We start from the raw sequence: 22,487 nt of genomic DNA, 5'->3' as shown, positions 1-22,487 counted from the left end.
AGCATAGTCGCCTTTCGGACGGCAGATCATCGGAATCTTGAAAGAGCATGAGGCCGGCGTTTCGGTCGCCGATCTGTGCGCGTCAGCGACGCCAGCATGGACGTTCGCCACCGTAGCCATGGCCCGGCGGCGGAACGCGATGAGCGCGACGTCGGTCAAGCCGCATCGTTTTTCTCCTATCTTAGCATTTACAGCAGCTGACGGTCTCTGGCCCTGCAAAGCTGTTAGAGAAGCGCTTGAGGAAGTTGCCGCTCCGGAGATCGCCCGGGGCATGGCGATTTTCGGTTTACAACCGGAGAGGTGCTCATTGGAGAGGGGCGGGGGCCAGCAGGAGCGGCGCGCTTGCTGCGAGCTATCGTGCCTGGTCGGTTCAGACCGCCTTTGAATACCCCGTTGTTTCTCGTTTCGTGGAAGACGTTGCAAAGTAAGCGCCGTTCCGCTCCCACCTTCTCACGGCACATGGGATAGGCGAGTTTCACGATCTCTTTGAAGGGATCGGCTTGTGTCTATGCTTGACCATACGCTTAATTCGGACGTGACGGCGCGCCGGCTGGAAGTGATCACGGAGACGGGACGCCGTCGTTGGTTCTCCAAGGACGACAAGGCCCGGATTGTCGAGGAGACGCTGGTCGCAGGCGCGGTCGTTTCCGAGATTGCCCGGCGACACGGGCTGACCCCACAACAAGTGTTCACCTGGCGCCGGCAAGCACGCCGGCAGCCGGCGCCGATGGCGGACGATCCGCAGTTTGTACCGGCGGTGGTAGACGCCATGGCACCAGTCGCGGTTGCTGGCCATGAGCGCAAGACAGCGCGACGTAAGGCCAAGCCGGATGTCGGGGCTCGCCGTTGCGATGCCGGGTGCATCGAGATCGAAGCCGAAGGCGTCACGATCCGGGTCGGCCGAGGCGCGGACGTGGCGATGATTGCGGCCATCCTCCATGCGCTGAAGGCAAGCCGGTGATCGGCCCGTCCGGAACTGTCCGGGTGATGGTGGCAACCAAGCCGGTCGACTTCCGCAAGGGAATGGAGGGCCTGGCTATGTTGGTGCGCGAGCACATGAAGGCCGATCCGTTCTCGGGTGCTGTTTATGTGTTCCGTGCCAAGCGGGCGGACCGGATCAAGCTGATTTTTTGGGATGGTACGGGTTTGTGCCTGTTCGCCAAGCGGCTCGAGGAAGGCGTCTTCCGCTGGCCGAAGATCGAGGACGGCGTGATGCGTTTGTCGGCGGCGGAATTGTCGGCGTTGCTCGAAGGGCTCGATTGGCGGCGTGTTCACGCGGCACGGGAGACGGTCGTCCCGACGCAAGCCGGATAATTGTGGGCCGCGCTGCGGCGAAGTGAATCAGGGGCATCGAGCACGTCGTCAGGCGGGCGCGAATATGCTCTGATTTGCCTGTGAGCGATAACCTTCCTGATGATCCCGAGACGCTGAAGGCGATGCTGCTGGCCGAGCGGCATGAGAGCGAGCGGCTGCGCCAGATCATCAAGGAATTGCAGCGTCATCGCTTTGGCCGCAAGGCAGAGTCGCTTCCCGAGGAGCAGATGCTGCTAGGCCTCGAGGACGTCGAACAGGTTGCGGCCTGTACAGAAGCCAGCCAAGACGAGACAGCTCCGGAAGGCCGGGCCGAACCGGCGCGCAAGCGCCGCAACAATCGCGGAGCACTGCCGGCGCACCTGCCGCGGATCGAGGTCGTCGTCGACATCGACGACAAGATCTGCCCCTGCTGCCAGGGCGAACTGCATCGGATCGGCGAGGACAGGAGCGAACGGCTGGACATGGTGCCGGCGCAGTTCCGCGTTGTCGTCACCCGGCGCCCCAAATACGCCTGTCGCGCCTGCGAGGACGGCGTCCTGCAGGCCGAGGCTCCGGCCCGGCTGATCGAGGGCGGACTGCCGACGGAGGCAACCGTCGCCCAGGTTCTGGTGTCCAAATATGCCGATCATCTGCCGCTTTACCGGCAGGCCCAGATCTATGCCCGCCAGGGCATCGCTCTCGATAGATCGACGCTGGCGGACTGGGTAGGGCATGCCGCCTTCCATCTGCGCCCGCTGCATGAGCGCCTTCTCACGGTGCTTCGCGCGAGATCCAAACTGTTCGCCGACGAGACGACGGTGCCGGTGCTCGATCCTGGTCGAGGGCGCACCAAGACCGGCCAGCTCTGGGCCTATCGCCGCCGACGACAGGCCCTGGGGCGGCCTCGATCCGCCCGGCATCACCTATGTCTATGCACCCGACCGCAAGGCCGAGCGGCTGTTCAGCCATCTTGCCGGCTTCAAGGGCGTCCTGCAGGTCGATGGTTACAACGCCTATCCAAAGCTTGCCGAGCGTGGCGAGGTCGAGCTTGCCTTCTGCTGGGTGCACATGCGGCGCAACTTCTACGAACTCGCGACAGCCGGCCCGGCGCCGATCGCAAGCGAGGCGCTCAAGCACATTGCCGCATTCTATGCGATCGAGAAGGAGATCCGCGGCTGCAGCGCGGAGGAGCGCCGCCTCGTGCGGCAGCAGAAGAGCCGACCACTGGCCGATGCCTTCGAGGTATGGCTGCGCGCCAAACTGGCTCTCATCAGCCAGAAGACCAAGCTCGCCGACGCCATCCGCTACGCCCTCTCGCGCTGGCAGGGACTGACGCGCTTCATCAATGACGGCCGCATCGAACTCGACAACAATACCGTCGAACGATCAATCCGTGGCATCAAGCTCAGTCGCAAGAACGCGCTGTTTGCCGGATCCGACGGCGGTGCCGAACACTGGGCTGTCGTCGCGTCCCTGGTCGAGACTTGCAAGCTCAACGACGTCGATCCGCTCGCTTATCTCACCAACGTCCTGACCAGGATCGTCAAAGGGCATCCCAACCGCGACATCGACCAGCTATTGCCCTGGTCCTACCGCGCTCAAGCCCTCAAAGCCGTGGCCTGAGCACGACGCTTACGTTGCAAAGTCTTACGACCGCGATGCTGAACGAAGATACCCAGGCCGATGTGAGACGGCGGTTATGAGGCTGAACCGCTCGATCGGTTGTCGCTGCTCGTGCCGAGACAACAGGAATAATTTTGGAATGCTCTCAGTGCCACCGCGCTACTTAACGAAATCGATGCTCCGGCATTTCCAATCATCGAGCGGAAATTCAAACGATAAGAAATCCTCATCGGGCACGAAAGCCGCTCCGTTCGCCATCTCAATTCGATTCAGCAAGAGCGTGCGCCATCCTTTGGTGATAGACATCCACCATTCACGGCGCATACATGTGTGCTCGGCGTATAAGGCCGTTTGAAGCGCGAGCGTTGTGAGTTCCCTGTAGGGTTGCAAGCAAAATGATTTTGCAAATCGCTGGCTTGGTTTTTGTCCCTTCAGCCACGTGAATACGACGGCTGGCGCTTTGTCGACCGTCAGAATATGCATTCCGATATACGCTGCTTCTTCAGAAAGATTCTGGAGCTTCGTTCCGGTGACGTCGTAAAGCGGACGAAAGGCACCAACAGACAGCAGAACAGGTGTTGCATGAAATCGAATGATCGCCGCCCGGATTTCATCATACGTGGACAGGTTGACCATGTTCTCGGTGCGTTTGAACTGTTCTTCGGCTGCGATCGCGGCGAGTGAATGGATCCGAAACGCTTCGTAAAATGGTTCGCGTCGTGGATCACTGCTTAGGTACTTTCTTGCCTCGTTCGCGGCTGCGTCTTCCGCGTTTCCTCGAATATAAACCTTCTGCTGCCATCGCTCTATAATGCAGCAGGGTAAGTTGTTCGCGTGTGAAGGTGAGTGCCACGTCCTCCAATGGCGCAAACAGATTCTTGTCATGACGTGCGCAGAAGCATTGTAGCGTCGAGAAGTTGCCTATGCCATCATCTTCCGCCTGAAAGCCTGATCTTTTCATCTGCGCGATGGGTGAAAGGCGAGTAGGAACGGCGTGGACGTGGCCTTGCTCAGCAATTTGTAAGAGCTGCGAGCATGGAATCGTGTGCGCGTGAACGATTCTTCCGTCGCAGCCGTCCCCGCCAAAGCGCTTGGACAGACACTCTTTGCTATTAAGGGTGCTTTGATAGCGCTTGATGAAACTCCATTGTGTGGGTCATGCTCCGGCCGCGCAGGTAATCGCAATATGCGTATTATACCCGGCATTGCACTTGCTGCGAGGGAAGTCACAGCCGCGGGAAGTGCAGCGCGAACCGTCCTCTTGAACGAAAGTTCGACCTATCTGGTGCGGCGGTTGCGCTGCAGGAAACGAGAACGAAGTAAGCCATTGATCATGTTGGTGGGCCTTGTTGGATAAATATCGAACTCTCTGTACGGTCCCGTCTCCGGAAATTCGCGAATTGTTCGAATGTGTTAGGCGCGGAGAAACGGCGGCATTGAGGCTTGGCTAGCAAGTTTTGACCAGGACGGCAGCGGCCGCATTTAGGGAATTTCGCACTACCAAGTTTCTACCAAACCTCGACAAATACAGGCGAAATCTGCATTCTGGCACAAATCCGGCTACGAGCTCTCCGTTGCGATGCAGGACTTGCCGAGGCTTTGCCAGAGTGATGATTGACAGATCATGATCGTGCGAAAGCGACGAGTGGCCCGAAATCATGGTTGTCGGCAGCCTGAAGCGCTGCAATGTAGGCCATGCGCGCGGTGCGGGCTGTCTGCAAGTCGGCGCCGCCCCATGTAAAGCACCGGCCGCCAAGCTGCACGATCAACACGTCAGCAGCCAATCGCGACCAGCGGCCGTTGCCGTTTGGAAACGGATGTACGGATACGAGGCGGTGATGGAAGCGAACCGCAAGTTCGTCCGGTGGATAGGTGTTGTTCTCGACCCAATACCTTGCGTCGTCGAGCACTTGATGCAGCGAAATTTCGATTAGATGTGGCGCGACGCCTAGATTGCGCTCCGTCGTTCGAAATTTTCCAGCCCAGCGCCAGACGCGTTCGAACATGCGCCGATGCAAACTCTTGAGAAAGCTTTCCCGCGTCGGAACCTTGCGGCGCCCAAACGCCCAGCGGTTTGCCGTCGCGATGTTCTGCTGCTCCAGTTCGTTCAACTCGCTACGTAAAGTAATGTGCGTTGGGATAAGATCTTCGCGCTCCTGAGGCGTCAGCGGTGTCGCGTGATCGTCGGCGGCATGCAGATCAGTCTCAGTCATTCGTCATCCCACAGGCGCGCGGGCCGCTTCAACAAATCCTCGATCGCTTGCTCCCGAAGTGCGCGGGCAGCCTGATTGTCGTCCACCGCCTGGTCCTCAAGCCGCATCGTCTGCTCGATAGCTCGTGATTGCCGCTCGGCGACCTCGGCAGCTCGCTTGGTTACAACTTCTGCGAGGGGGCGCTTGGGTACAAGCACATAGACCAGCCTGCAGCCGAGTGCCTCGGCCGCGCGCTGAAGCGTATTGAGGGTTACACTGCCGCCTTGCTCGGATCTTTCAAGTTCCACAATGCGTGGCTGCGAAACCCCCAACCTCTTGGCATATTGGGCGGTGGTCATGCCGAGTGCGTCGCGGATCGCGCGAATCCAGCCCTTCGGAGGGCGTTGGGAGTGCGAGAGCGCTCGGAGCGTGGCAAAGCGGCTGTCGAGATGGCGGATGGCGTCTTTCATGCGATAAGATTTAGCAGATCATGAACTGAGCAATCTATAGGATATTCCTTATCAAAACATCGTTTAATGATAAGCGTCGCCTTATAGGCCGGCAGTAATAACGTATACCTTATTGAAACAACATGGCCTTCCTGCCCCTCCGGGAGCTTAGCAACCCACCGCCCATCGCAGATGTTCTTGAAACGTTCTAGAGCGCTATCCTCACGAACCACATCATGAAGAAGGCCGCCACGAAGAAGAAAGCCCCTGTTCAGCTCACTGCCGGAGCCGGCTTCCGCAATGAGAACTGCATCGCTGCGCGCTTTCTTCTCGATCTTTTGGCGAAGACCAACACGCTTGGCGCCGATTTCGGCCAGACTGCGAGTCGGTCGAGCTACGGTCGGCGAAGGTTGAGAGGTAGTTTTGATCGCTTGAAATGGCAGGGACGAGACCTGGGCTGGCGATCCGGCAGCGGAGTCAACTTGATGCCAGATCCCGCGCTCGCGGCAGGCGAAGAATGCAATCCCACGCCCCATTTCGGGCAATTGGTCGTTCAGCGCGCCCGATCGCCTGGATGTCGGACTCAGCCGCGGCGCGGAGAGCGCGGTCAGCAGTTTGAGGAATCGTATGGATCAGCGCCGCGAAAGCCGAGTGCCAGGCGCGGCCGACGCGCCGCTCTGGGGGCAGCTGCAGGTACAGGCTGATCAGGGGAGCGCGGCCAGTGTCGAGCCGCGCAAGACCGCGGAAATGCTCGGGCGAGAGCAGGCGGTCGCGCGGATCGATCACCGGCATCACTTTGATCGCGGATTTCGCGAGCACGGTCGGCTGGCCCTGAGTTCGCTGGGCCTCGAGACCATCGGCTGGTGGAAACCTGCTTCGCGTGGGCGGCGGCGCACATCGCTGAGGGGAAGGCGGGAACCCGATGTTAATGGAACTTAATGGGTTGAGCGCCTCGCAAAAGGCTAAATAAGCTCCCTCGCGATCGCGGCATGCTGTGGCTTTTTGCAAGAACCCAAAATATAAAATAGGAAAACTGCCTCTTATTTCGGGTTCCATGAAAAGTAGCAATCTCGGCCACACAATCCGTGAGACCCTGAAGCGGCTTCCGCCGCCCTACGACTCTCATTACGGGATCGTGCCGCCGGCACCCCCGGAGGACGGCGTGTTCGTCGGAGGTGCGATGAAAGCCTTGGAAGCCGCTCAAGCGGCCTTCGGCAAGGTCGACGCCATCGCCGCCCAGATGAAGGACCCCTACTTCGTCAGCCGGGTCCTTACCAGACGTGAGGCAGTCAGTTCCTCGTCGATCGAAGGCACCCAGAGCACTCTCGACGAACTGCTTTCCGTCGAAGAGACGGGCGACGACGGCTCCCGGGACGAAGCGCGCCAAGTCCGCAACTACGCCGTTGCCTTGGACGAATTCATTCCGAGAGCCGCTAAGGATGGCTACGGCGTCTTCACGATGGATCTGATCAAGGACGTCCATCGCGCCGTGATGAAGGACGACCCCGACTATCAAGATGTTCCCGGCGACCTCCGAACGCGCGTCGTGTGGATAGGCGGAAACAAAGACATCGCATATTCCAGTCTGAATCCTCCGCCTCCCGCCGACGTCGCCAACTGCCTCGCCCAAACGGTGGACTACCTGCGGAACGAGGGCATGCAGCAGATGACGCAAGGGTTCATCACGCGCATGGCCATAGCACACACCCACTTCGAGGCGGTGCACCCCTTCCGCGACGGCAACGGTCGTGTCGGCCGCCTTCTGCTTCCGCTCATGATGGCGGCGGAGAGGCACGTGCCTCTGTACCTTTCGCCTTACATCGAAAGCAAAAAGGGGGCGTACTACGCTTCGCTCAAGGACGCTCAACAACGGCTTGACTGGGAGCCGATCATCACCTTCATGGCCGACGCCGTCACCGGCACCGTCGAAGAACTCATCCGGACCCGGACCGCACTGTCGGAATTGTCAGAGCGCTGGAGGGAGCGCCGAAAATTCCGAAAGGGATCCGCGGCCATCCGCGCCCTGGACGAACTTCACAACTATCCGGTTGTGACGGCGAAGCGCCTCGGACAACTGCTCAATGTCTCGCCCCCGCAAGTAAATCAGGCCATCGCGCAGTTGCAGGAAGCCGGCATTCTGCAGGAGAGGACTGGATACGCGCGAAACCGGATCTACGCCGCTCGCGAAGCTCTCGCCATCATCAACCGCCCGTTCGGCGAAGAGCCCATGTTTGTCGAAGTCGTTGCGGACGATAGCCGAACGAGCGGCTGGGCTCGTCCGCCATCGTGACGAACAGGCGCGGATGCAACAACATCAGGTCACGGCCCCAAACTATTTGGATATCCTCGGGCAAGCCAACGAAGGTGTCGCTCTCGCGATCGTAGCGGCGGACTGTGCGCAATTCAGGAAGCGGGGGATCCACGACGCGGACGAGGTGGAGGCCCGGATTGCGAAGCAGCTCTGCGACCAGCCGGCCCTCGGCATGAGCGGAGCACCGGGGCATGACGAGCTTGGCACGGTAATACTTCTCGCCTTCGGCGCCGCAGACCTCGCACGTGGAGCTGCTTCGCGCCTCCGCGAGCGCCACTGCCTCATCGATCCTCGCCTTGGCCGCTTCCCGACACCTCGCCCGCCCAGTCGAACCGGAGGATGCCGAACTTAAGGGTGCGAATGAACCGGAATGTCTCGCCCGCCTGCAACGCATTCTCGATCCTGACGCACAGCCGCTCGACCACGTCGCGCCAGCCCTCGGGAATGTCGGGAATGCCGGAACTCGGCTCGCCGTGCGCGGTCTCGAAGAGGCGCGGGCGCCGCCGGATCAGGTCATGGGCCCAATTAGGTACCATGCCGCTACTCCTCGGTGTCCGAGGAGGCGGGGTCGACGTCGACGAAAGCGTCGTTCTGGCGGTCGTAGCGGCGGCAAGTGACGGAACGCCTGCCGTCGACGAAACGATGAACCAGGTGGACGTTTTCCAGGCCGGACCGGTGCGCCATCGGCGGCCGGCCTTCCGAATGCGCCTCGCAGCGCGTCGTCAGCCACGAGCCGCCGCGGAGGCGGCCCTCCTGTCCGCAGACATCGCAGGTCACGGCGCTGCGGGCTTCCGCCAGAGCGCTGGCCTCCTCGATCTGGGCGTCCGCCTCCGGAGACAGCTTGCCGTCCCAATAGACCCGCAGCGTCCTTTTCCTTGATCTGGGTGAACTTGAAGGCGCCGCCGTCGGCCTACGACGGCCTGAATCCGGACGCAGAGGCGGTCGAGCAGGTCGCGCCAGCTGGCATCGCACTCAGGCCATCCCTGAGCCGCGCCGAGGACTTATATAAGAAGCGATCTCGTTCTTATATAAGAAGAAATTGCCATCCGCTGGCGCTTGGCGGCCGCCGCATGATGGTTGCGAATCTCCTCGCGCAGCGGACGGATGGATGGTCGGGAAACGGAAGGCGGTTGTGAAATGCAGGCCAAGTTGGCCAATGATCGAACGACAAACCATTATTTTACGGTGCTTCCGATTCCGAGGTCGTCATCGAAGTGTCCATGAAGGCCGACCTAACAGCGTACGAAAGCGCGCGGTAACTTGCCCCACCTGCCGGCGCAGAACGGCGTTCTCTCATACCCATGGCTCCGGCGAGCGTCGGACGCAAAAAGGGCCTCAGATGAGTTTCATGGTGAGCGAGCCCGCTTCATGTTTGAGGCCGAGGAGGCGGTAGGTGCATTAGTCGTTTTGTTGGCGAAGCTAATTAGTGTTCAGGCCTATCGCAGGTACGAAACCTCAAGGCCGTGGGGGAGATTGTCAGCTCGCTCGGTAGCAGTCGTGAGCCCAAAATATCGTTCTCTTGCGCCCTTTGAGACGGCATTTTGTGCCCATGGTCGGATGGGAGCGAGTCGGTAAAGCCGAAATCCCGCATGCTCAGTTAGGCTGGTCCCCTTTGTGCCACATCTCTAGATTGTGGCTTAGCTTTCTATCATCCTGGGTTAATTGCGACATTTCGATTTCGGAGATTGACCAAATGATCATCTTGACAGCACCAGACCGCGCGCAGGTACCGATCGAAGGTACTGAAGTCGTCCGTATCCGAGACGTGTTTCCCGGCGGATCCACCGAAGGAGCCGTGCGATGCCAAATCGACCTGTGGCATTCGTCGTCGAAACGACGCCGGACGTTGTCGCTCGTGTGAAGGTCGAGAACCCGAACATCGGCCAGCTCACGCTTCCAAGCTGCCCCATTTGGTTTGATGCCAAGAGGGCGAGTGGACCCCGCAGATTGATCAGCGGGCAGTATCCGGCAAATGCTATGTCATCCCTTTTGCTCTCCGGCAAACTCCAGTTTGTGGCGGACACGCACGATCAAGTGCGAGCTGCTATCCAGGCCGCCGGCGGTACCCCACTTCCAGTGCCAGCCGAGGGATGGGTACCGCCATTTCAGACTTCGTTGCTAGAATAACCGGTTCGTCTGCGGGGCCAGCCGCCTGGAGTAGGTGGAAGCCTCTATTCTGGAGTCTGCCGGGGCCCTAGCAGCGGCACCCACGGGACTAAGGGCCCGGAATTTCGGATCACTTTCGTAAGTTTTCCTGCGCGATCAGTGGCGAGCGGCGGCCATCTGAATTGGTAAGTAATGGTGCCACGGCGTTTGTGGCGACACCGACGACACGGACGGCGTCACCTGGATTCCAGACATGTACCAACGAGCCGAATTCGTTTGATGTCCGAAATGCGGCGCAGCAACCAAAGCTAGGGCTTAAAAAAAGCGAGAACAGTGTGACGCAGTTCACAATCGATTCTTGCACACACCCTATTATTCAATTCGGTGAAGGCTCGTTAGCGGCTAGAAATCGGCGAATGCTGCCCGATGGTGTGGGCGATTCGCATGCGGGCAATTTGGAGCCACAGTTGGAGAGGTAGTGCCAAGCGGTTTGTCTGATTAAGCGGGGAAGAAAATGGCTACTGTCCGTCCTCCCGGTCCATATCCATTGCCTGGAATAGCGATGGAAAGCTGGCTCATACGGTTTGACAAGGATGGCGCATGCACTTCTCCGAAGACGCGCGATGCGCTATTGACGAGAATTGCCGATACACAACAGCCAATCATTTTTTTCTCGCACGGGTGGAATAACGACTTCGCCGACGCAGTCGATCTATATCGACGATTCCTGAGCGATTTCGAGCAGGTCATAGCGGCTCATCCGATCGATCGCGGACCTGCTATTTTCGTCGGCGTGACCTGGCCAAGTATCTGGCTGCCGTCCGAGCCTGGACCACAGATGGCGGCCACTACCGATCTGCAGATGTTGACAAATGAAGCGGTATTGCAGGAAGTCGCTGGCCTGCTTCCATCGACAGCCGATCGCGCGCGCCTATATGAGTTGCTGGAGGTCAACAAGATCGACCGGATGGAGGGGCGAGAACTGGCGCGCCTACTCAAACCCATCATCATCCCTGGCCAGCCCGAAGGCGTCAAGGAAGCCCAGGTCAACGAGGACAACATCCTCTCTGCAATCAAGGACATTCAGCTCGCAAGCGAAGGAGAAGCGTCGATTGACGACGACATCGACGCGATCGGGACTATCGAAGGAAGCGGGCGCGGCAGGATAAGGGCCGCCGGAATTCTCGAATATCTTGATCCCCGCAACGCGATACGGATGGCGTCGCTTTACCTGATGAAGGATCGCGCCGGCAAGGTCGGCGCAAACGGCGTCGCCACTCTGCTGAGAGAAATGCTCACTCGTTGTCCGGCGCCGATTCATGCAGTCGGGCATTCGTTCGGATGCAAAGTCATGCTATCAGCCCTCGCGACCGGTTCAAGACCGACCCGCAGGACGAAGTCGCTACTTCTCCTGCAGCCCGCCATTTCCTACCTCAGCTTTGCGACCCACGTACCCGGACGCGACGCCCCGGGTGGATATCGAGACGCCTTCGATCTCGTCGAAACTCCAATCTTTTCCACCTACAGCGCAGCGGACATCCCTCTACACGCCATCTATCATCTTGCCTTGCTGAGGCAGAAGGATCTTGGCGAAGTGCAAATTGCTGCAGAACCGACAACGGCAGGCTCGCCGCCGAGCGTTTACGCGGCCCTGGGCGGCTATGGCCCCCGGGATTCCACCGAGCAGTTGGTAGATCCCATTCCCCTGCCGGGTGAACATGTGGATTACCCGAATGCGCGCATTGTCGGCTTCGACGGCTCGGCAGGCAATCGGATCGATGCCCATGGCGGCATCGCAAATCCTTCCACCGCCTGGTTACTGCGTGAGCAGATGTCGCGTTGAAACGACGAACGGCCTTAGTCGACGAGAGCGATCATGTCCGGACAGTCATCACCTCCACCGTTGATCATATTGCAGGTCACGCTGACCTTCTGGGAAGCCAGCCCTCAGATTGAATTGCTATTGATCCGCGGCGTTGGAAAGCCGGGGTCGACTGAGAGCTGGCAAATTCCTGCTCGAGAGCTGGGCGTCCCTGGTAGCATCGAAACCGACGCGGCGCTGGATTTGAATTTGTGGCCGCAGATCACCGGCGGTATCAAAAACAGCCTGAAAGGCGATGCCAAGGATCTGCCTCTCTGGCTTCGTTTCGCCAAGCCCCACGGCTATGTATCCGTACTCCCGTGGGAGAGGGTGCTGACCGAAACCTTGGAACGTCCGGTGCTGCGCTTTCCCGATCTTCTCGAACGCCCATGCGAAGACCGTGATGTTCTCGAACTTGCGATTTGGTTCGACCCTGATCGAAGCGCGTCTCTGACCAACGTTCAAACGCTCCTCAACCAGATCGTAGAGGCGATCTTATCCACTTCCCCGCGAGCCCAAAGCAGGGTGCACTTGTTCACCGCCAGCTTTTGGCATCGCTTGTTGGAAAGGAATGGCTATGACAAACGGTTGAAAATCCATGACCCCGTGTCTGCGCCCACCAGCGCGGCAGTATTCTCGCAGGGGTCCATCGAGCCACCGTTCCAATCGCTCTGGTGGGTCTGGATGAAGGCAGCACTTGGCATGCGAAGCCTCGATGCGATCTTCTTCGTCTGCAATTCCGGCATGACTGAATTCGGGCCCGCCCTCAGGATGTCTAATTCGATCGCGCCGAACGAGAAATATGAGTCCTACTCATATATCGATGCGATGGATCTCGCCGCAATCGTAACGCGAGCCGGCGCTTGGGCGGCATTGTTTTCAAATCCGCCTTCGGGCGCCGCCAGACCTACGTTGGCCTTGGCCGCTGACGCACTCGCGCACACCCGTCCCACCGCGGTGCTCTATCAACCGCTCGGCAGCTCCCAGCAAATTGCATCCTTGCGAGGCGCCTGTTCGTTCCTGTTCGCACCTAACTCTGCGCCAGCGCCTTCTATGGTCGATGGTTTTCTATATTGCCCGCCCAACTATGTCGATGCGTACGAGAGCCTCCGTATATCCTCGCCGCTTCCAGCCTTGAACGCCAATGCATCCATTTTCCACTCCGCCTCAATTGCGGATCGGACATCGCCCCTCGTGTCATCCGATACTCACGGCATCCCGGACTATGAGATGAAGCAGGCGCCGAGTTGGGCAACGTCGCTGCAGCGCCAATGTGAATTTTCGGCACTTGAACGCTTGCGTCGCAACGCGTCGGACGTCTTGCTTTCGTCCTCGGATAGCGCGCGAACCCAGGTTACTCCCGATGAAAGCGTCGAACCGATCGCAGGTTCGGACGACACTCTTGAGCAAATTCACAAGGTAGTAGGCAACTATTTCCGCAAGCTCGGTGGCTGACATATGCGCGACACCATCGTTTCGATTATCGGAGGCGGCAACAACGACATGATTGTCTGTCTCGAGAGTCAGAGCAATCATCCCTATGCGCTTGAGTTTAGATCGCTCGACCTCGATGCCGCAGCAATGCCGCCGCTCGATACGGAGACAAATGTCACCGCTTACGGCGCCGCGGTTCACAAAGCCTTGTCGGACCACCCGGCGATTCGAGCGGAGCTGACCGATATGTTTGGGCAGCAGGTTCCTCAAAGGGCGGCCTTGAGATTTCTCATGAAGGCACCGGATGCGGAACGGTTCCGCTGGGAAGCGATCCATGGCGGTACAGAGCCACGCTTCCTTGCCATGAGCGAATTGTGCACCGTTAGTAGGCTGGCCCCGGCCAGGATCGGTTCGACGCTGAAGGCGTTCACCCGCCCGTTGCGCATGTTTGCCTTCCTGTCCGCCGCCGGGATCAAGGCCGACCGAGAAATGAAAACGATCTGCCATCAGATTGTCGAAAGCAAACAGAACGGCCTCGAGATCGAGTGCACCGTCTTTGTAGCCGAGCAGGCGCTGCTCGACGAGTATCGACACAAGACGGCAGTAGGGCCGCTGCACAACACCGGCATCACCATCGAGCAGATGCCATCCACGGCCACCCAAGTAGCGAACCTTCTGAGGGACGCTCCGGTACAGTTTGTGCATTTCTTCTGTCACGGCATCGACCGGCTCGGCATTCAGGGATTGTCGATCGCCACGACAAGCGATCACGAAGCGAATGAGGCAAACGGCAATGCCGAGTCCTCGTCGATTTTCCTCTCCGTCACAGCTTTGAGTGAGGCCCTCGCACTGAATTCCTCTGTTTGGGTTACGGTGTTTAACAGTTGTTCGGGCGCCGAGGTACTTCATCAGCTGTTCTCGATGGCGCTCACCGTGGCCAGGAAGGGTTGTCCCTATACCGTCGGCATGGCCGAGCCGATTGATACAGCCGCCGCCACGACGTTTACCCAAGCGTTTTACGGCGAGCTGTTTCGGATCGTTGGGTCGAAACTCACTCCTGGACCGGCGGCCGGTCCGGTGATGTTCGATTTCGCCCCAGCTGTGATTCCGGCTCGTCGAATCATTCACGATCACTGCTGCGCTATGCCCGGAAGTTTTGGGCGATGGTTGTTGCCGGTCCTCTATGAGGCATCTCACAAGCCATTCCTAGCGTTGCAACTTCCGGCCGACGTCGCCAGTAGGGTGCTCGCCATTGCGAGAACTCTGCGGCGGATGGAGGAGAACACGCCTGAGGAAGTGCGCGATCAGATCGCGGCCTTGCTCGACAATCCGCCCTCGGTGCCGCCGCACTTCAGGCCGAACCGCTTCGGCGAATTCGCCACACCATGACCGACGAAATCAACCGTCCCGAGGACGTACAGATTAACGCGTGGACCGGCGAGAGGACGGCGGGCGATGCTTTGCCATCGCGAACGCCTTGGGCTCAGTCGCAAAGGCTGGCACCTGTGCTGTCAGCAGCGCAACTGGCAGCACCGCAAGAGATTGATGAACGCAACTGGAGTGACCCGCGAATAGGCTGGGGCGTTGTTTTGCTGGACAATGATGATTTATCGAACTCGGACAGGTCGACCGCAGTAGATGGACCGCCCGCCATCAGACGACTGATCGAGAAGCGTTCGAACGCACCGGTATTGCGATGGCGCAGTAGTTTGGGGCAAGGCTTTTTGCGTCGCTATTACCCGGACGGCAACTTCCACGACTTGTCGACCCTCGCTCCTAAGGTTGGAACCAGTAAGGGCTGTATTCCGCGATATTTGCTGCTATATGGCTCGCCCACTCAACTTCCCTGGGCGCTTCAATATGCGCTGCAGATGTCGCTCTTCGTCGGGCGCCTGGACTTGGTCGACGCTGCGCTCGATCACTATGTCGATGCGCTGATCAACGACTGGCAGGGTCAATTTTCAGATCCGAAGGCCCCCGTCGTCTGGAGCGTCGATCTCGGAAAGAACGACATTACATGGTTGATGGCCCGTGCGGTCGGCGGAAAACTGTGGGAGAAGATTGACGGCAACAGCGATCTGGTTCGCCGGCGAAGGATTGCGGACACGTCGGCCACTGGATCGAATTTGGTTGCCTCACTTACGGAATTGTCGCCAGCACTCTTGATCACGACCAGTCACGGCATGACTGGCCCACTCGACGACGACGTTCGCCTGAAATCGTGGATCGGTGCCCCTGTCGATATCGACCACAAGGTAGTCGACAGCACGCAATTGCAGACGTGGCAGCCGTCTGGTGCGATCTGGTACTCGCACGCGTGCTGTTCGGCGGGATCGGATGCGGTCTCACGGTACAAAGGGCTTTTGCCTGAAGCAGGGACAATAAGTACGGTTCTGAACAGGATTGCAACCGTCGCAGGTGCCGCGATCGCGCCGGTGCCGCGTGCATTGCTTGGCGCGGAAAAGCCGCTGCGCGCATTTGTCGGGCATGTCGAGCCCACATTCGACTGGAGCCTGCGGGATCCGGCCAACAAGCAGGTGCTCACGCATATCCTTTGCTCAGCGCTGTACGATAGACTTTACCTGCGTTACGAGCGCAATCCGATCGGTTGGGCGCTGCAGAAGGTCTATCGCGAGGCCGGATCGTTTTATGCGGCTTGGCAAGATGCGATAGCTGGAATAAACGCCGGCGAGCCAAGTATGCGCGATTTCGCATTGTACCGCCAGTTAGTGGCGATGGACAGGCAGACGTTAGTTATCATAGGTGATCCGACCGTGAGCCTACCAGGAATCGCCTAAGATCTGTGACAGATTGCTTGGGAATAGCGGTTGATGTGATGCCCGACCCGTTGCGACGGGCCCGCCAATGGGCGGCGTTGCGAAACAGCGAATGACAGCAGTGAACTTGAGAGTTTCCGGATCATTTATCTCCATCACCAACAGGGTTGCAACGGATTCCGATATTTCCCCGGGCCGTCGGCCCACTTCAAGGACGATTTCTGATCTCGTGAAGAGCTCCATGATCGCGCTGCGAATTGACGCATTCGTCGTGGAGGAGAGCGCTATCTGTGATTGAGTAAACGCCTTCACATGTAAGGGAGTTGAAACAATGCGCCGATTGTTTATTGCGCTGTTGATTGTGATCCTCTCGCCAACTCTCGCTGCCGCCTGGGGCGACACCGGACACAAGGTCGTCTGCGAGATTGCATTTCGGATTGCTCTGCCGGAGGTGCGTGCAGAGATACGACGTTTGATGAAAGGCGAGGAGCAATTTGATTTCTTCCGCGAGGTATGCATCTTTCCGGATCACCCCCGCACGCGTGACACCGAGCACTATGTCAACCTTGCGAGAACCGCGAAGGGAATAGACGCTGCGCCGTGTCCGCTCGCGCCAAAATGCGTGCTTTCGGCGATCGAAAGCGACATGGCAGTCCTTTCGTCTTCGGCCACCGATGCGCGCAAGCTGACGGCGCTGAAATACCTAGGACATTGGGTGGGCGACCTCCACCAGCCGCTTCACGTCTCGTTCGGAGACGACCGAGGCGGTAACAGTGTATCGACCAATGGGGCATGTTCGCCCAACCTGCATTCAGCATGGGACACATGCCTCGTCCTGAAGACGGTCGGTGAGGATCCTATTGCCGCTGCGTCCGATATCGCCAAGTCGATCACACCCGCGCTACAGGAGCTTTGGACGCAAGCCTCCGATCCTCGCGATTGGGCGAACGAGTCGTTTGCAATTTCGCGCGCAGCTGCAACCCAATACTGCGTCCGACACGGTGACTCGTGCGACCAACCCACAGACGACATTGTCATCGACGCCGCTTATATCGAAGCGAACCGCGAGGTCGTTCGCACTCAACTGGCGAAGGCTGGCGTTCGGCTTGCCCACCTTTTGAACAAGGTCCTTCAGCCATGAGCCGGGTCGATGCGAAAGCGCGAGCTTTTCCATGCCCACAAGGTGTCGTGAGCGACCAGTTGATCGCCTGGATCTCCGCGGTTGTCCTGGTCTGTTTGTCGGCGTCGGCACAGGCAAACGGCGTCACCATAGATTCGCGCGAATACAAGCTTCTGCTCAGACCCGAGAACTTCGCTGGCGATCCCGGCGCACGTGCAGCTGAATTCTGTGACGGAAGGCTTAAGCCCATCATTGCCGCGCATCTCGACCGGCGCGAGAACGGCGAGAGTCGCGCAAAGAAGTCCTTTGCGCTCCATCATCAGCGCCGTGTTTCCTTTAAGGACACGGCGGACTGCATTCTAAGTACCACTGGCTTCTCTTATCGGGAGCGCACTTTGATGGCTACCGATGCAGGCGCAACCGGGAATGTCGAGACAACACTCAAGTTCCGGAGCCCGGACATATTCCTCTCTGCCGCTTCTCGGTTTGAAGGCTCGGAGGGGGCAAAATCGAAGTTCGAGGAGGACATTTCGATCGCACAGGGCGCTGTAAGCCGAAGCGGGTATTCATACTCGATTTCGAGGAAGCAACCGGCCGGGTCGCTGGCTACGTCGCTTCAAAGTGCGCTTGAGGCCTTTCCTGGCTCACTTCAGTGGCTTGAGAGCCTTCCCGCGACACAGCCGCGGCCTGAAGCGCTCCTCGGAACTGGAACTGTTTTTGCCGAGCTGGTCTACAGCAAAGCGCGGGTCGACCTTGGAAGTGATACGGACGGAGAGTTCGATCTCACCTTCTGGTATCCGTCCGATGCTGCAAACCGGGACCGGCCGACGGTGGTAGAGATTTCGTTCGGCTATGAGACGGATAGTGGCGAGGTGGACGGGAAGGTCGCGCTCAGGGCGTCGAAGCTTTTTGCTGCGATGCGGAATGAGCTTTCCGCCTTGATCGCGCCGGGCACTCAGAGCAAGACCTCACGCGCTCTACCTACCAACTGTCGCGAGAACTAGTTGGAGACGCGAGGCGGATGAAACACCCCGCAATCGACTCTTGACCAAGCGCCTCTTACGGCTCACGCGTCATGGCGCGGCGGCTCCGATATTTTGCCGTTCCTGGCTTGTAGTCGTCCTTCGCCCATCGAGCATCCGGCTGAAGCTTGTAGGTAGTGATCCTGCCTTCAGCCTGCATCCGCTCCCAGATGGCCCGCGCTCTATAGTGTTCGTACAAGCGGAGGAATTCGGCCATATAGGTTCGCGCGATCGATTGGCTGCCCCGGATCTCGAGGATGTTTTCGTCGTTGTTGTAGAGCGAAGAGTTCGACATGTTGGCCGAACCGCTGAAAACGACTGGCGCTGACGTTTCTCCGTCGACGACAATGAACTTATGGTGGATCAGGACCGGCGGGTAGCCGGGATACTTCTCGCCTGGGAACAGTTCGCGCTCAATCCAGAAGCCTTCTGGCGGCTCGCCGTACCATGACTTGTCGAAGACGTCCCTTTGGTCTCGAGAGCGATGATAGAGCTCGACATTAGCCCTCACATCGGCACGACTTTCGTCACCGTCGTCCTTGGGTTCAGAGATGTTGTTCACGAGTCCGAACATCATCTTGCCGTTGTCGCCGGCTGCAAAGCAGGCGTCCCGCAAGAGGTCGTCCGTCGGCGTGAAGAGACAAAATAACACGGATGAGCGCGACGAGTGAATGGCTCGTACGATCGTGTCTATTGAAATGCGGGCGGGATCTTTCTCCGGCGAGAAGAAGGCACGTATGCCCGCGGACCCCACGGTTTCCATCGGGGTCCAGTCGGCTCCTGCGCCGAGTTTGCCCATGGTAGGATTGTCCTTCAGCCGATCCACACGCGCCTGGTAGTGAGCAGCGAGCGGCTCGGATGCAAAGGTATGGACGACGTTTGCTTGGCTCGTAAGTCCACCCGTCGTGAAATTGGCAGATCCACATAGGAGCGCGGTCGGACCATTGGCACCATGAGCGATGAGTATCTTGTTGTGCATGATCTTGCCGCTGGTCCGATCATGCAGTGTGACCTTGTTATTGGGTGTCAGCCAATCCTTAATGGGTTGATTCGGATAGACCCTCTCGCCGGTCGTTTCGTCCTTTACCCATTTCCAGTCGATGACCAATGTAGTCGTCTGTTGGCGACCATCCACGGCGGGCGCCACCCAGATCTCATCGCTAAAATGATATACGGCGCCTTCGATCGCCTTCGCTTCGGATAGGAAAGCGCCGACTGCTTCGCCAAGACCATTCGAGAGCCAAGTGCGGAGCACCACAATGTCTGCTTCGGACAAAGTTCCTCCGCTCGCCTTGCCCAGCTGTTCGACTTTCTTCGCAAAGGCCTGCGAGCTGACAACCGCCCGATTGAAGTAGGTGCCGATCCCGTCCACTTCGTGCAGGGGCAATTGCACATCGATCGTGGCGGCGTCGGCTTCGACCAATTCGAATTGATCTGGCTTGCCGACGACCGGAGCGATCACGTAAGTGAACGTGGATCCCGTCTGATCTTCGTCGATTCTGGCGTCCCACCACATGAATTTCTGAATCGGGGCCTGGTTAGTCGGTAGGTCGTGCTCATCCGGTGCCGGACCGTCGAATCCGACGCGATTGGGAAGCCAATTCCATTGCTTGCCGTCGATCGTGACGGGTGCATCTCCGGAGCGAAATGGCGGGGTGCGCCGGATAGCGAAGCCCAAGAAGTCCTTCCGGTCACCCCCGTCTGGCCAATCCATGGCGAGCAGCACGAGGGTAGGCGACAGATAGCTACGAACGATCACTTTGCCCATTCGATTGAACTCCTTCGTGGATTATGGAGCGTTGCCTTGCCACGAACCGTAGAGTGGATTGGGTATCAGGAAGTAATCTTTGCCGAATACGAGGGTTGGTGTGCCATTCGAGCGCGCGTCGGCCTGCGTAGTTTTCGGCAGGTCAAGGACATTGTCGCCGATCCCGAGGACGAACTGGTGGGGTCTGTTCCAGGATGCACGCGCTGATCCATCCAGATCCTTCGACCAGCACCCCACGGCATTGCCTTCACTGATCAGGCGGCGCCTGCGGTCCTTATCATTCTTGTACCCGTATCGCTGCCACTCGTCGGGATTGCCGGTCTGTGTGTCGAGCACCCGCCGACCTAGGATGCAAACCCGTCTTCGATCATCGCGCATGCCAAGTCGCACGAGGTTGCCTCGGGCGGCTTCCTCGAGGGCGGCGTCGCCATTGGTGATGACGGCGATCTTGCCTCCGCTGTCTAACACGTGATTGATGAAGTCGATCGCCCCCGGTACCTCCTTTGCCGCACCGCGAGTTTCCCACGCCGCCCACCGTTCGGCCACGTAGCCAAGCCCGAGATATTCATTCTCAAGCTGGTCCAATGAGTTATCAAAGATCGCCTCATCGGCGTCGAGCGAGACCACCTAGTTGGATGCGTCGCTTGTCGCAGCGCGAATGGCGTCCACGTGCCGCATCGCCTGATCGTAGATAAAGCGCGTAATGAGGGGAAACTCGGCAGATCGCCGATACCATTTAAGGCCTGGGCTGATCATGCCCTTTTCAGGCGCGAGATCGGCGAGATCCGGAATGTTCAGTTCGATCGTGATTGGACAGCGGTCGGATGCGGGAGTGGTGCCGGCACCATAAACCAACTCCTGAAAGCTATCGGGCTTAAGAAGCGGCAAGCTGCCGGGATTCAGGGCGATGTAATCGATAAATTGGTTGAAGGACGGCTGACAACGAGCGACCGTATCGCGTTTGACGGTAAGCGTGAGATCCATCAACGGATCGCCCGGCGCGTCAATCGCGGTCCAGAATTGCTCCTCGGCCTGGAGCCGACGGTTGAAGTCGCCTAGCAGAACGAATGGAAGCGCATTCCTTGCACGCCCCTCTACCCACTTCTTGAGAATTTTCTGCTGTTCGAACAATACTTCGCAATCGTCCCCGGCTCCAGGCGCATCCATGGGGCACCACGACTTCACGTGGACCGACAGAAGGCGCAGGGGCGCACCGGCTTCCAGCGTTATGTCGACGCCGTATCGATGGCGATTGGCGTTCCCCACATCGAGCGCCGTCAAGTCAGGATTGCGCGAATACTTGATTGCCTTCTTGATCACGAAGCCTGCACGTTGCGTAATGATGGTCTTATCCGTTATTCCCGAGCAGGGACGCGGCGTCTCCTGATCGGGGTTTCGCGCAACCTCGAAAGACCATAGCTCGGGATCAAACACGCGTGCCAGCGCCCCTTCGTTCTCCATCTCCTGTACGGCAATTATGTCCGCGTTGAGCAGATCGGCTTGGCGCTTGAGCGCAAGATAGTCCGCCGCCTTGCGGGGGCGGCAACCCTCTCCATCGCTGTGCGCGAGGTGTTCCATATTCCACGATGCCAGCCTCAATGCATGCGCATGGCTCCCGGCAGTGATGCAAAGGGCAAGCGCAACCAAAATCAGTCTGACGGCTGCCATCGCGATCCCCACGTTTGAAGGTGACAAGAGTGATGCCTGTTGCGAACGTTAGAGAGCGGACATGTTGACGTGATGAAGGGCCTGTGGGCAGGTGCTTCTCCGCCTCGGCCAATATCAAATGAACGATCAAAGCCCATCGGAAATTTCCCATAGGGAAGGGGCGAGCGGATTGAAAAAAAGAAGCGTACAATCAATAGTAGAGGCTGCGCCCTGAGGCAAGAGGCGCCGTGTCGCATGCGATGTGCCGGTCCAAGGAGGGAGTGTATTCCATGAGCAATGAACCACCGAAAGTCTATCTCGCAGGTCCTGATGTCTTCCGCCCTGACGCCGTCCCATACGGTGCCGCTCTCCGGGCCATTTGCGGGAAAGTGTGGGCTGGAAGGACTGTATCCCCCCGACAATTCGGTCTCCGCTGGTCCACTTGCGGAAATGGCAGCGGAGATCTTCAAGGGCAACGGCGAGATGAGCGATAGGGCTCAGGCCATTGTCGCAAACATCTCTCCGTTCCGGGGGCCAAACATGGACCCCGGCACCCCGTGGGAAATCGGGTACGGCGCCTCGCGCTGCCTGCCTTTCTTCGCTTGGTCAAGCAGTACCCTGACGCTATTCCAGCGGCAAACGTCAGCTCAACTATCGATCCTGACGGCATGACGATGGAGAACTTCGGCGGCATGGAGAATCTGATGATCACGCAGTGGTCCGTTCGATCAGCACGAGTGCGGAAGACGCTATCGAGGCTTGCGCGAGGTACCTGCTCGCGTGACGATATCGGCTTGCTACCGCAGCCTGATCCAAAACTCGTAGCCCGGCGCACCACACGGCCTGCGCTCACAACCTGTGACCGAGCCGGTGATTCTAGCCCT

General features: G+C 58.9%; 21 protein-coding genes and 2 pseudogenes. 13 read left to right on the top strand and 10 right to left on the bottom strand.

Annotated elements, in window-relative coordinates:
- Positions 1-508 precede the first annotated feature (508 nt).
- From tnpA to N2605_RS36545, 4 genes and pseudogenes are all read left to right on the top strand, one after another.
- Positions 509-961 (top strand): IS66-like element accessory protein TnpA, encoded by a 453-nt coding sequence (tnpA, locus tag N2605_RS26010; RefSeq protein ID WP_260343607.1) that lies wholly within the window; start codon positions 509-511, stop codon positions 959-961.
- Positions 958-1,314: an IS66 family insertion sequence element accessory protein TnpB gene (tnpB, locus tag N2605_RS26005; protein ID WP_063980520.1), complete on the top strand. Its 357-nt coding sequence runs from the start codon at positions 958-960 to the stop codon at positions 1,312-1,314. The genes tnpA and tnpB overlap by 4 nt, the downstream gene beginning before the upstream one ends.
- A gap of 122 nt (positions 1,315-1,436) precedes the next feature.
- Positions 1,437-2,775 (top strand): annotated as a pseudogene (tnpC, locus tag N2605_RS26000) (IS66 family transposase); the annotation flags it as partial.
- Positions 2,767-2,916: a transposase domain-containing protein gene (locus N2605_RS36545; protein WP_425248866.1), complete on the top strand. Its 150-nt coding sequence runs from the start codon at positions 2,767-2,769 to the stop codon at positions 2,914-2,916. The pseudogene tnpC and the gene N2605_RS36545, both read left to right, overlap by 9 nt.
- Positions 2,917-3,075: 159 nt before the next feature.
- Here the strand turns inward: N2605_RS36545 and N2605_RS25995 are convergent, their stop codons facing one another.
- From N2605_RS25995 to N2605_RS25975, 5 genes are all read right to left on the bottom strand, one after another.
- Positions 3,076-3,552 carry a hypothetical protein gene (locus N2605_RS25995; protein ID WP_260343605.1) on the bottom strand — a complete coding sequence of 159 codons (477 nt, stop codon included), beginning with the start codon at positions 3,550-3,552 and terminating at the stop codon, positions 3,076-3,078.
- A gap of 986 nt (positions 3,553-4,538) precedes the next feature.
- The gene (locus N2605_RS25990; protein ID WP_260343604.1) at positions 4,539-5,129 is read right to left on the bottom strand and encodes a mobile mystery protein B; all 591 of its coding nucleotides are present in this window, start codon (positions 5,127-5,129) and stop codon (positions 4,539-4,541) included.
- Positions 5,126-5,578: a mobile mystery protein A gene (locus N2605_RS25985; protein ID WP_260343602.1), complete on the bottom strand. Its 453-nt coding sequence runs from the start codon at positions 5,576-5,578 to the stop codon at positions 5,126-5,128. The genes N2605_RS25990 and N2605_RS25985 overlap by 4 nt, the downstream gene beginning before the upstream one ends.
- Positions 5,575-6,102 carry a hypothetical protein gene (locus tag N2605_RS25980; protein WP_260343600.1) on the bottom strand — a complete coding sequence of 176 codons (528 nt, stop codon included), beginning with the start codon at positions 6,100-6,102 and terminating at the stop codon, positions 5,575-5,577. Before N2605_RS25980 ends, N2605_RS25985 begins: the two co-directional genes overlap by 4 nt.
- Entirely contained in the window at positions 6,035-6,376 is a 342-nt protein-coding gene (locus N2605_RS25975; RefSeq protein ID WP_260343599.1) for a hypothetical protein, read from the bottom strand. The genes N2605_RS25980 and N2605_RS25975 overlap by 68 nt, the downstream gene beginning before the upstream one ends.
- On the opposite strand from N2605_RS25975, the pseudogene N2605_RS36540 reads away from it, so the two are divergent.
- Positions 6,327-6,465, top strand: a pseudogene (locus tag N2605_RS36540) (MFS transporter); the annotation flags it as partial. The gene N2605_RS25975 and the pseudogene N2605_RS36540 overlap by 50 nt on opposite strands.
- Before the next feature lie 272 nt (positions 6,466-6,737).
- A complete protein-coding gene (locus tag N2605_RS25970; protein ID WP_260343598.1) occupies positions 6,738-7,847 on the top strand; it encodes a Fic family protein in 1,110 nt (369 codons plus the stop codon).
- Between the two features lie 302 nt (positions 7,848-8,149).
- Here N2605_RS25970 and N2605_RS25965 read toward each other — a convergent pair whose 3' ends face one another.
- On the bottom strand, positions 8,150-8,404 hold the full coding sequence (locus N2605_RS25965) for a hypothetical protein (RefSeq protein WP_260343597.1): 255 nt from the start codon (positions 8,402-8,404) through the stop codon (positions 8,150-8,152).
- Between the two features lie 4 nt (positions 8,405-8,408).
- Positions 8,409-8,645 carry a hypothetical protein gene (locus N2605_RS25960; RefSeq protein ID WP_260343596.1) on the bottom strand — a complete coding sequence of 79 codons (237 nt, stop codon included), beginning with the start codon at positions 8,643-8,645 and terminating at the stop codon, positions 8,409-8,411.
- A gap of 1,891 nt (positions 8,646-10,536) precedes the next feature.
- Between N2605_RS25960 and N2605_RS25955 the strand changes: the two genes are divergently transcribed.
- The 6 genes from N2605_RS25955 to N2605_RS25930 all read left to right on the top strand — a co-directional run bounded on the left by N2605_RS25955 (position 10,537) and on the right by N2605_RS25930 (position 18,170).
- Entirely contained in the window at positions 10,537-11,817 is a 1,281-nt protein-coding gene (locus N2605_RS25955) for a hypothetical protein (protein WP_260343595.1), read from the top strand.
- Between the two features lie 33 nt (positions 11,818-11,850).
- On the top strand, positions 11,851-13,290 hold the full coding sequence (locus N2605_RS25950; protein ID WP_260343593.1) for a hypothetical protein: 1,440 nt from the start codon (positions 11,851-11,853) through the stop codon (positions 13,288-13,290).
- A gap of 3 nt (positions 13,291-13,293) precedes the next feature.
- Positions 13,294-14,658 carry a CHAT domain-containing protein gene (locus tag N2605_RS25945; RefSeq protein ID WP_260343591.1) on the top strand — a complete coding sequence of 455 codons (1,365 nt, stop codon included), beginning with the start codon at positions 13,294-13,296 and terminating at the stop codon, positions 14,656-14,658.
- Positions 14,655-16,067 (top strand): hypothetical protein, encoded by a 1,413-nt coding sequence (locus N2605_RS25940; RefSeq protein WP_260343590.1) that lies wholly within the window; start codon positions 14,655-14,657, stop codon positions 16,065-16,067. Before N2605_RS25945 ends, N2605_RS25940 begins: the two co-directional genes overlap by 4 nt.
- Positions 16,068-16,377: 310 nt before the next feature.
- Complete coding sequence (locus tag N2605_RS25935) at positions 16,378-17,187, top strand: S1/P1 nuclease (protein ID WP_260343589.1); 810 nt, start codon at positions 16,378-16,380, stop codon at positions 17,185-17,187.
- A gap of 47 nt (positions 17,188-17,234) precedes the next feature.
- On the top strand, positions 17,235-18,170 hold the full coding sequence (locus tag N2605_RS25930) for a hypothetical protein (RefSeq protein ID WP_260343588.1): 936 nt from the start codon (positions 17,235-17,237) through the stop codon (positions 18,168-18,170).
- 55 nt (positions 18,171-18,225) lie between these two features.
- Here N2605_RS25930 and N2605_RS25925 read toward each other — a convergent pair whose 3' ends face one another.
- From N2605_RS25925 to N2605_RS25915, 3 genes are read right to left on the bottom strand one after another with little or no spacing between them, the layout of a single operon-like run.
- Positions 18,226-19,956: a phospholipase D-like domain-containing protein gene (locus N2605_RS25925; RefSeq protein WP_260343587.1), complete on the bottom strand. Its 1,731-nt coding sequence runs from the start codon at positions 19,954-19,956 to the stop codon at positions 18,226-18,228.
- 21 nt (positions 19,957-19,977) lie between these two features.
- On the bottom strand, positions 19,978-20,583 hold the full coding sequence (locus N2605_RS25920) for an HAD family acid phosphatase (protein ID WP_260343586.1): 606 nt from the start codon (positions 20,581-20,583) through the stop codon (positions 19,978-19,980).
- Positions 20,584-21,624 carry an endonuclease/exonuclease/phosphatase family protein gene (locus N2605_RS25915; RefSeq protein ID WP_260343585.1) on the bottom strand — a complete coding sequence of 347 codons (1,041 nt, stop codon included), beginning with the start codon at positions 21,622-21,624 and terminating at the stop codon, positions 20,584-20,586.
- Between the two features lie 276 nt (positions 21,625-21,900).
- On the opposite strand from N2605_RS25915, the gene N2605_RS36535 reads away from it, so the two are divergent.
- Complete coding sequence (locus tag N2605_RS36535; protein WP_425248814.1) at positions 21,901-22,275, top strand: nucleoside 2-deoxyribosyltransferase; 375 nt, start codon at positions 21,901-21,903, stop codon at positions 22,273-22,275.
- The last annotated feature ends 212 nt before the right edge of the window (positions 22,276-22,487 follow it).

This window comes from Bradyrhizobium yuanmingense, assembly GCF_025200905.1.
Classification (GTDB): Bacteria; Pseudomonadota; Alphaproteobacteria; order Rhizobiales; family Xanthobacteraceae; genus Bradyrhizobium; species Bradyrhizobium yuanmingense.
The sequence above is the reverse complement of the archived record's forward strand: the minus strand, read 5'-3'. Positions and strand labels throughout refer to the sequence as shown.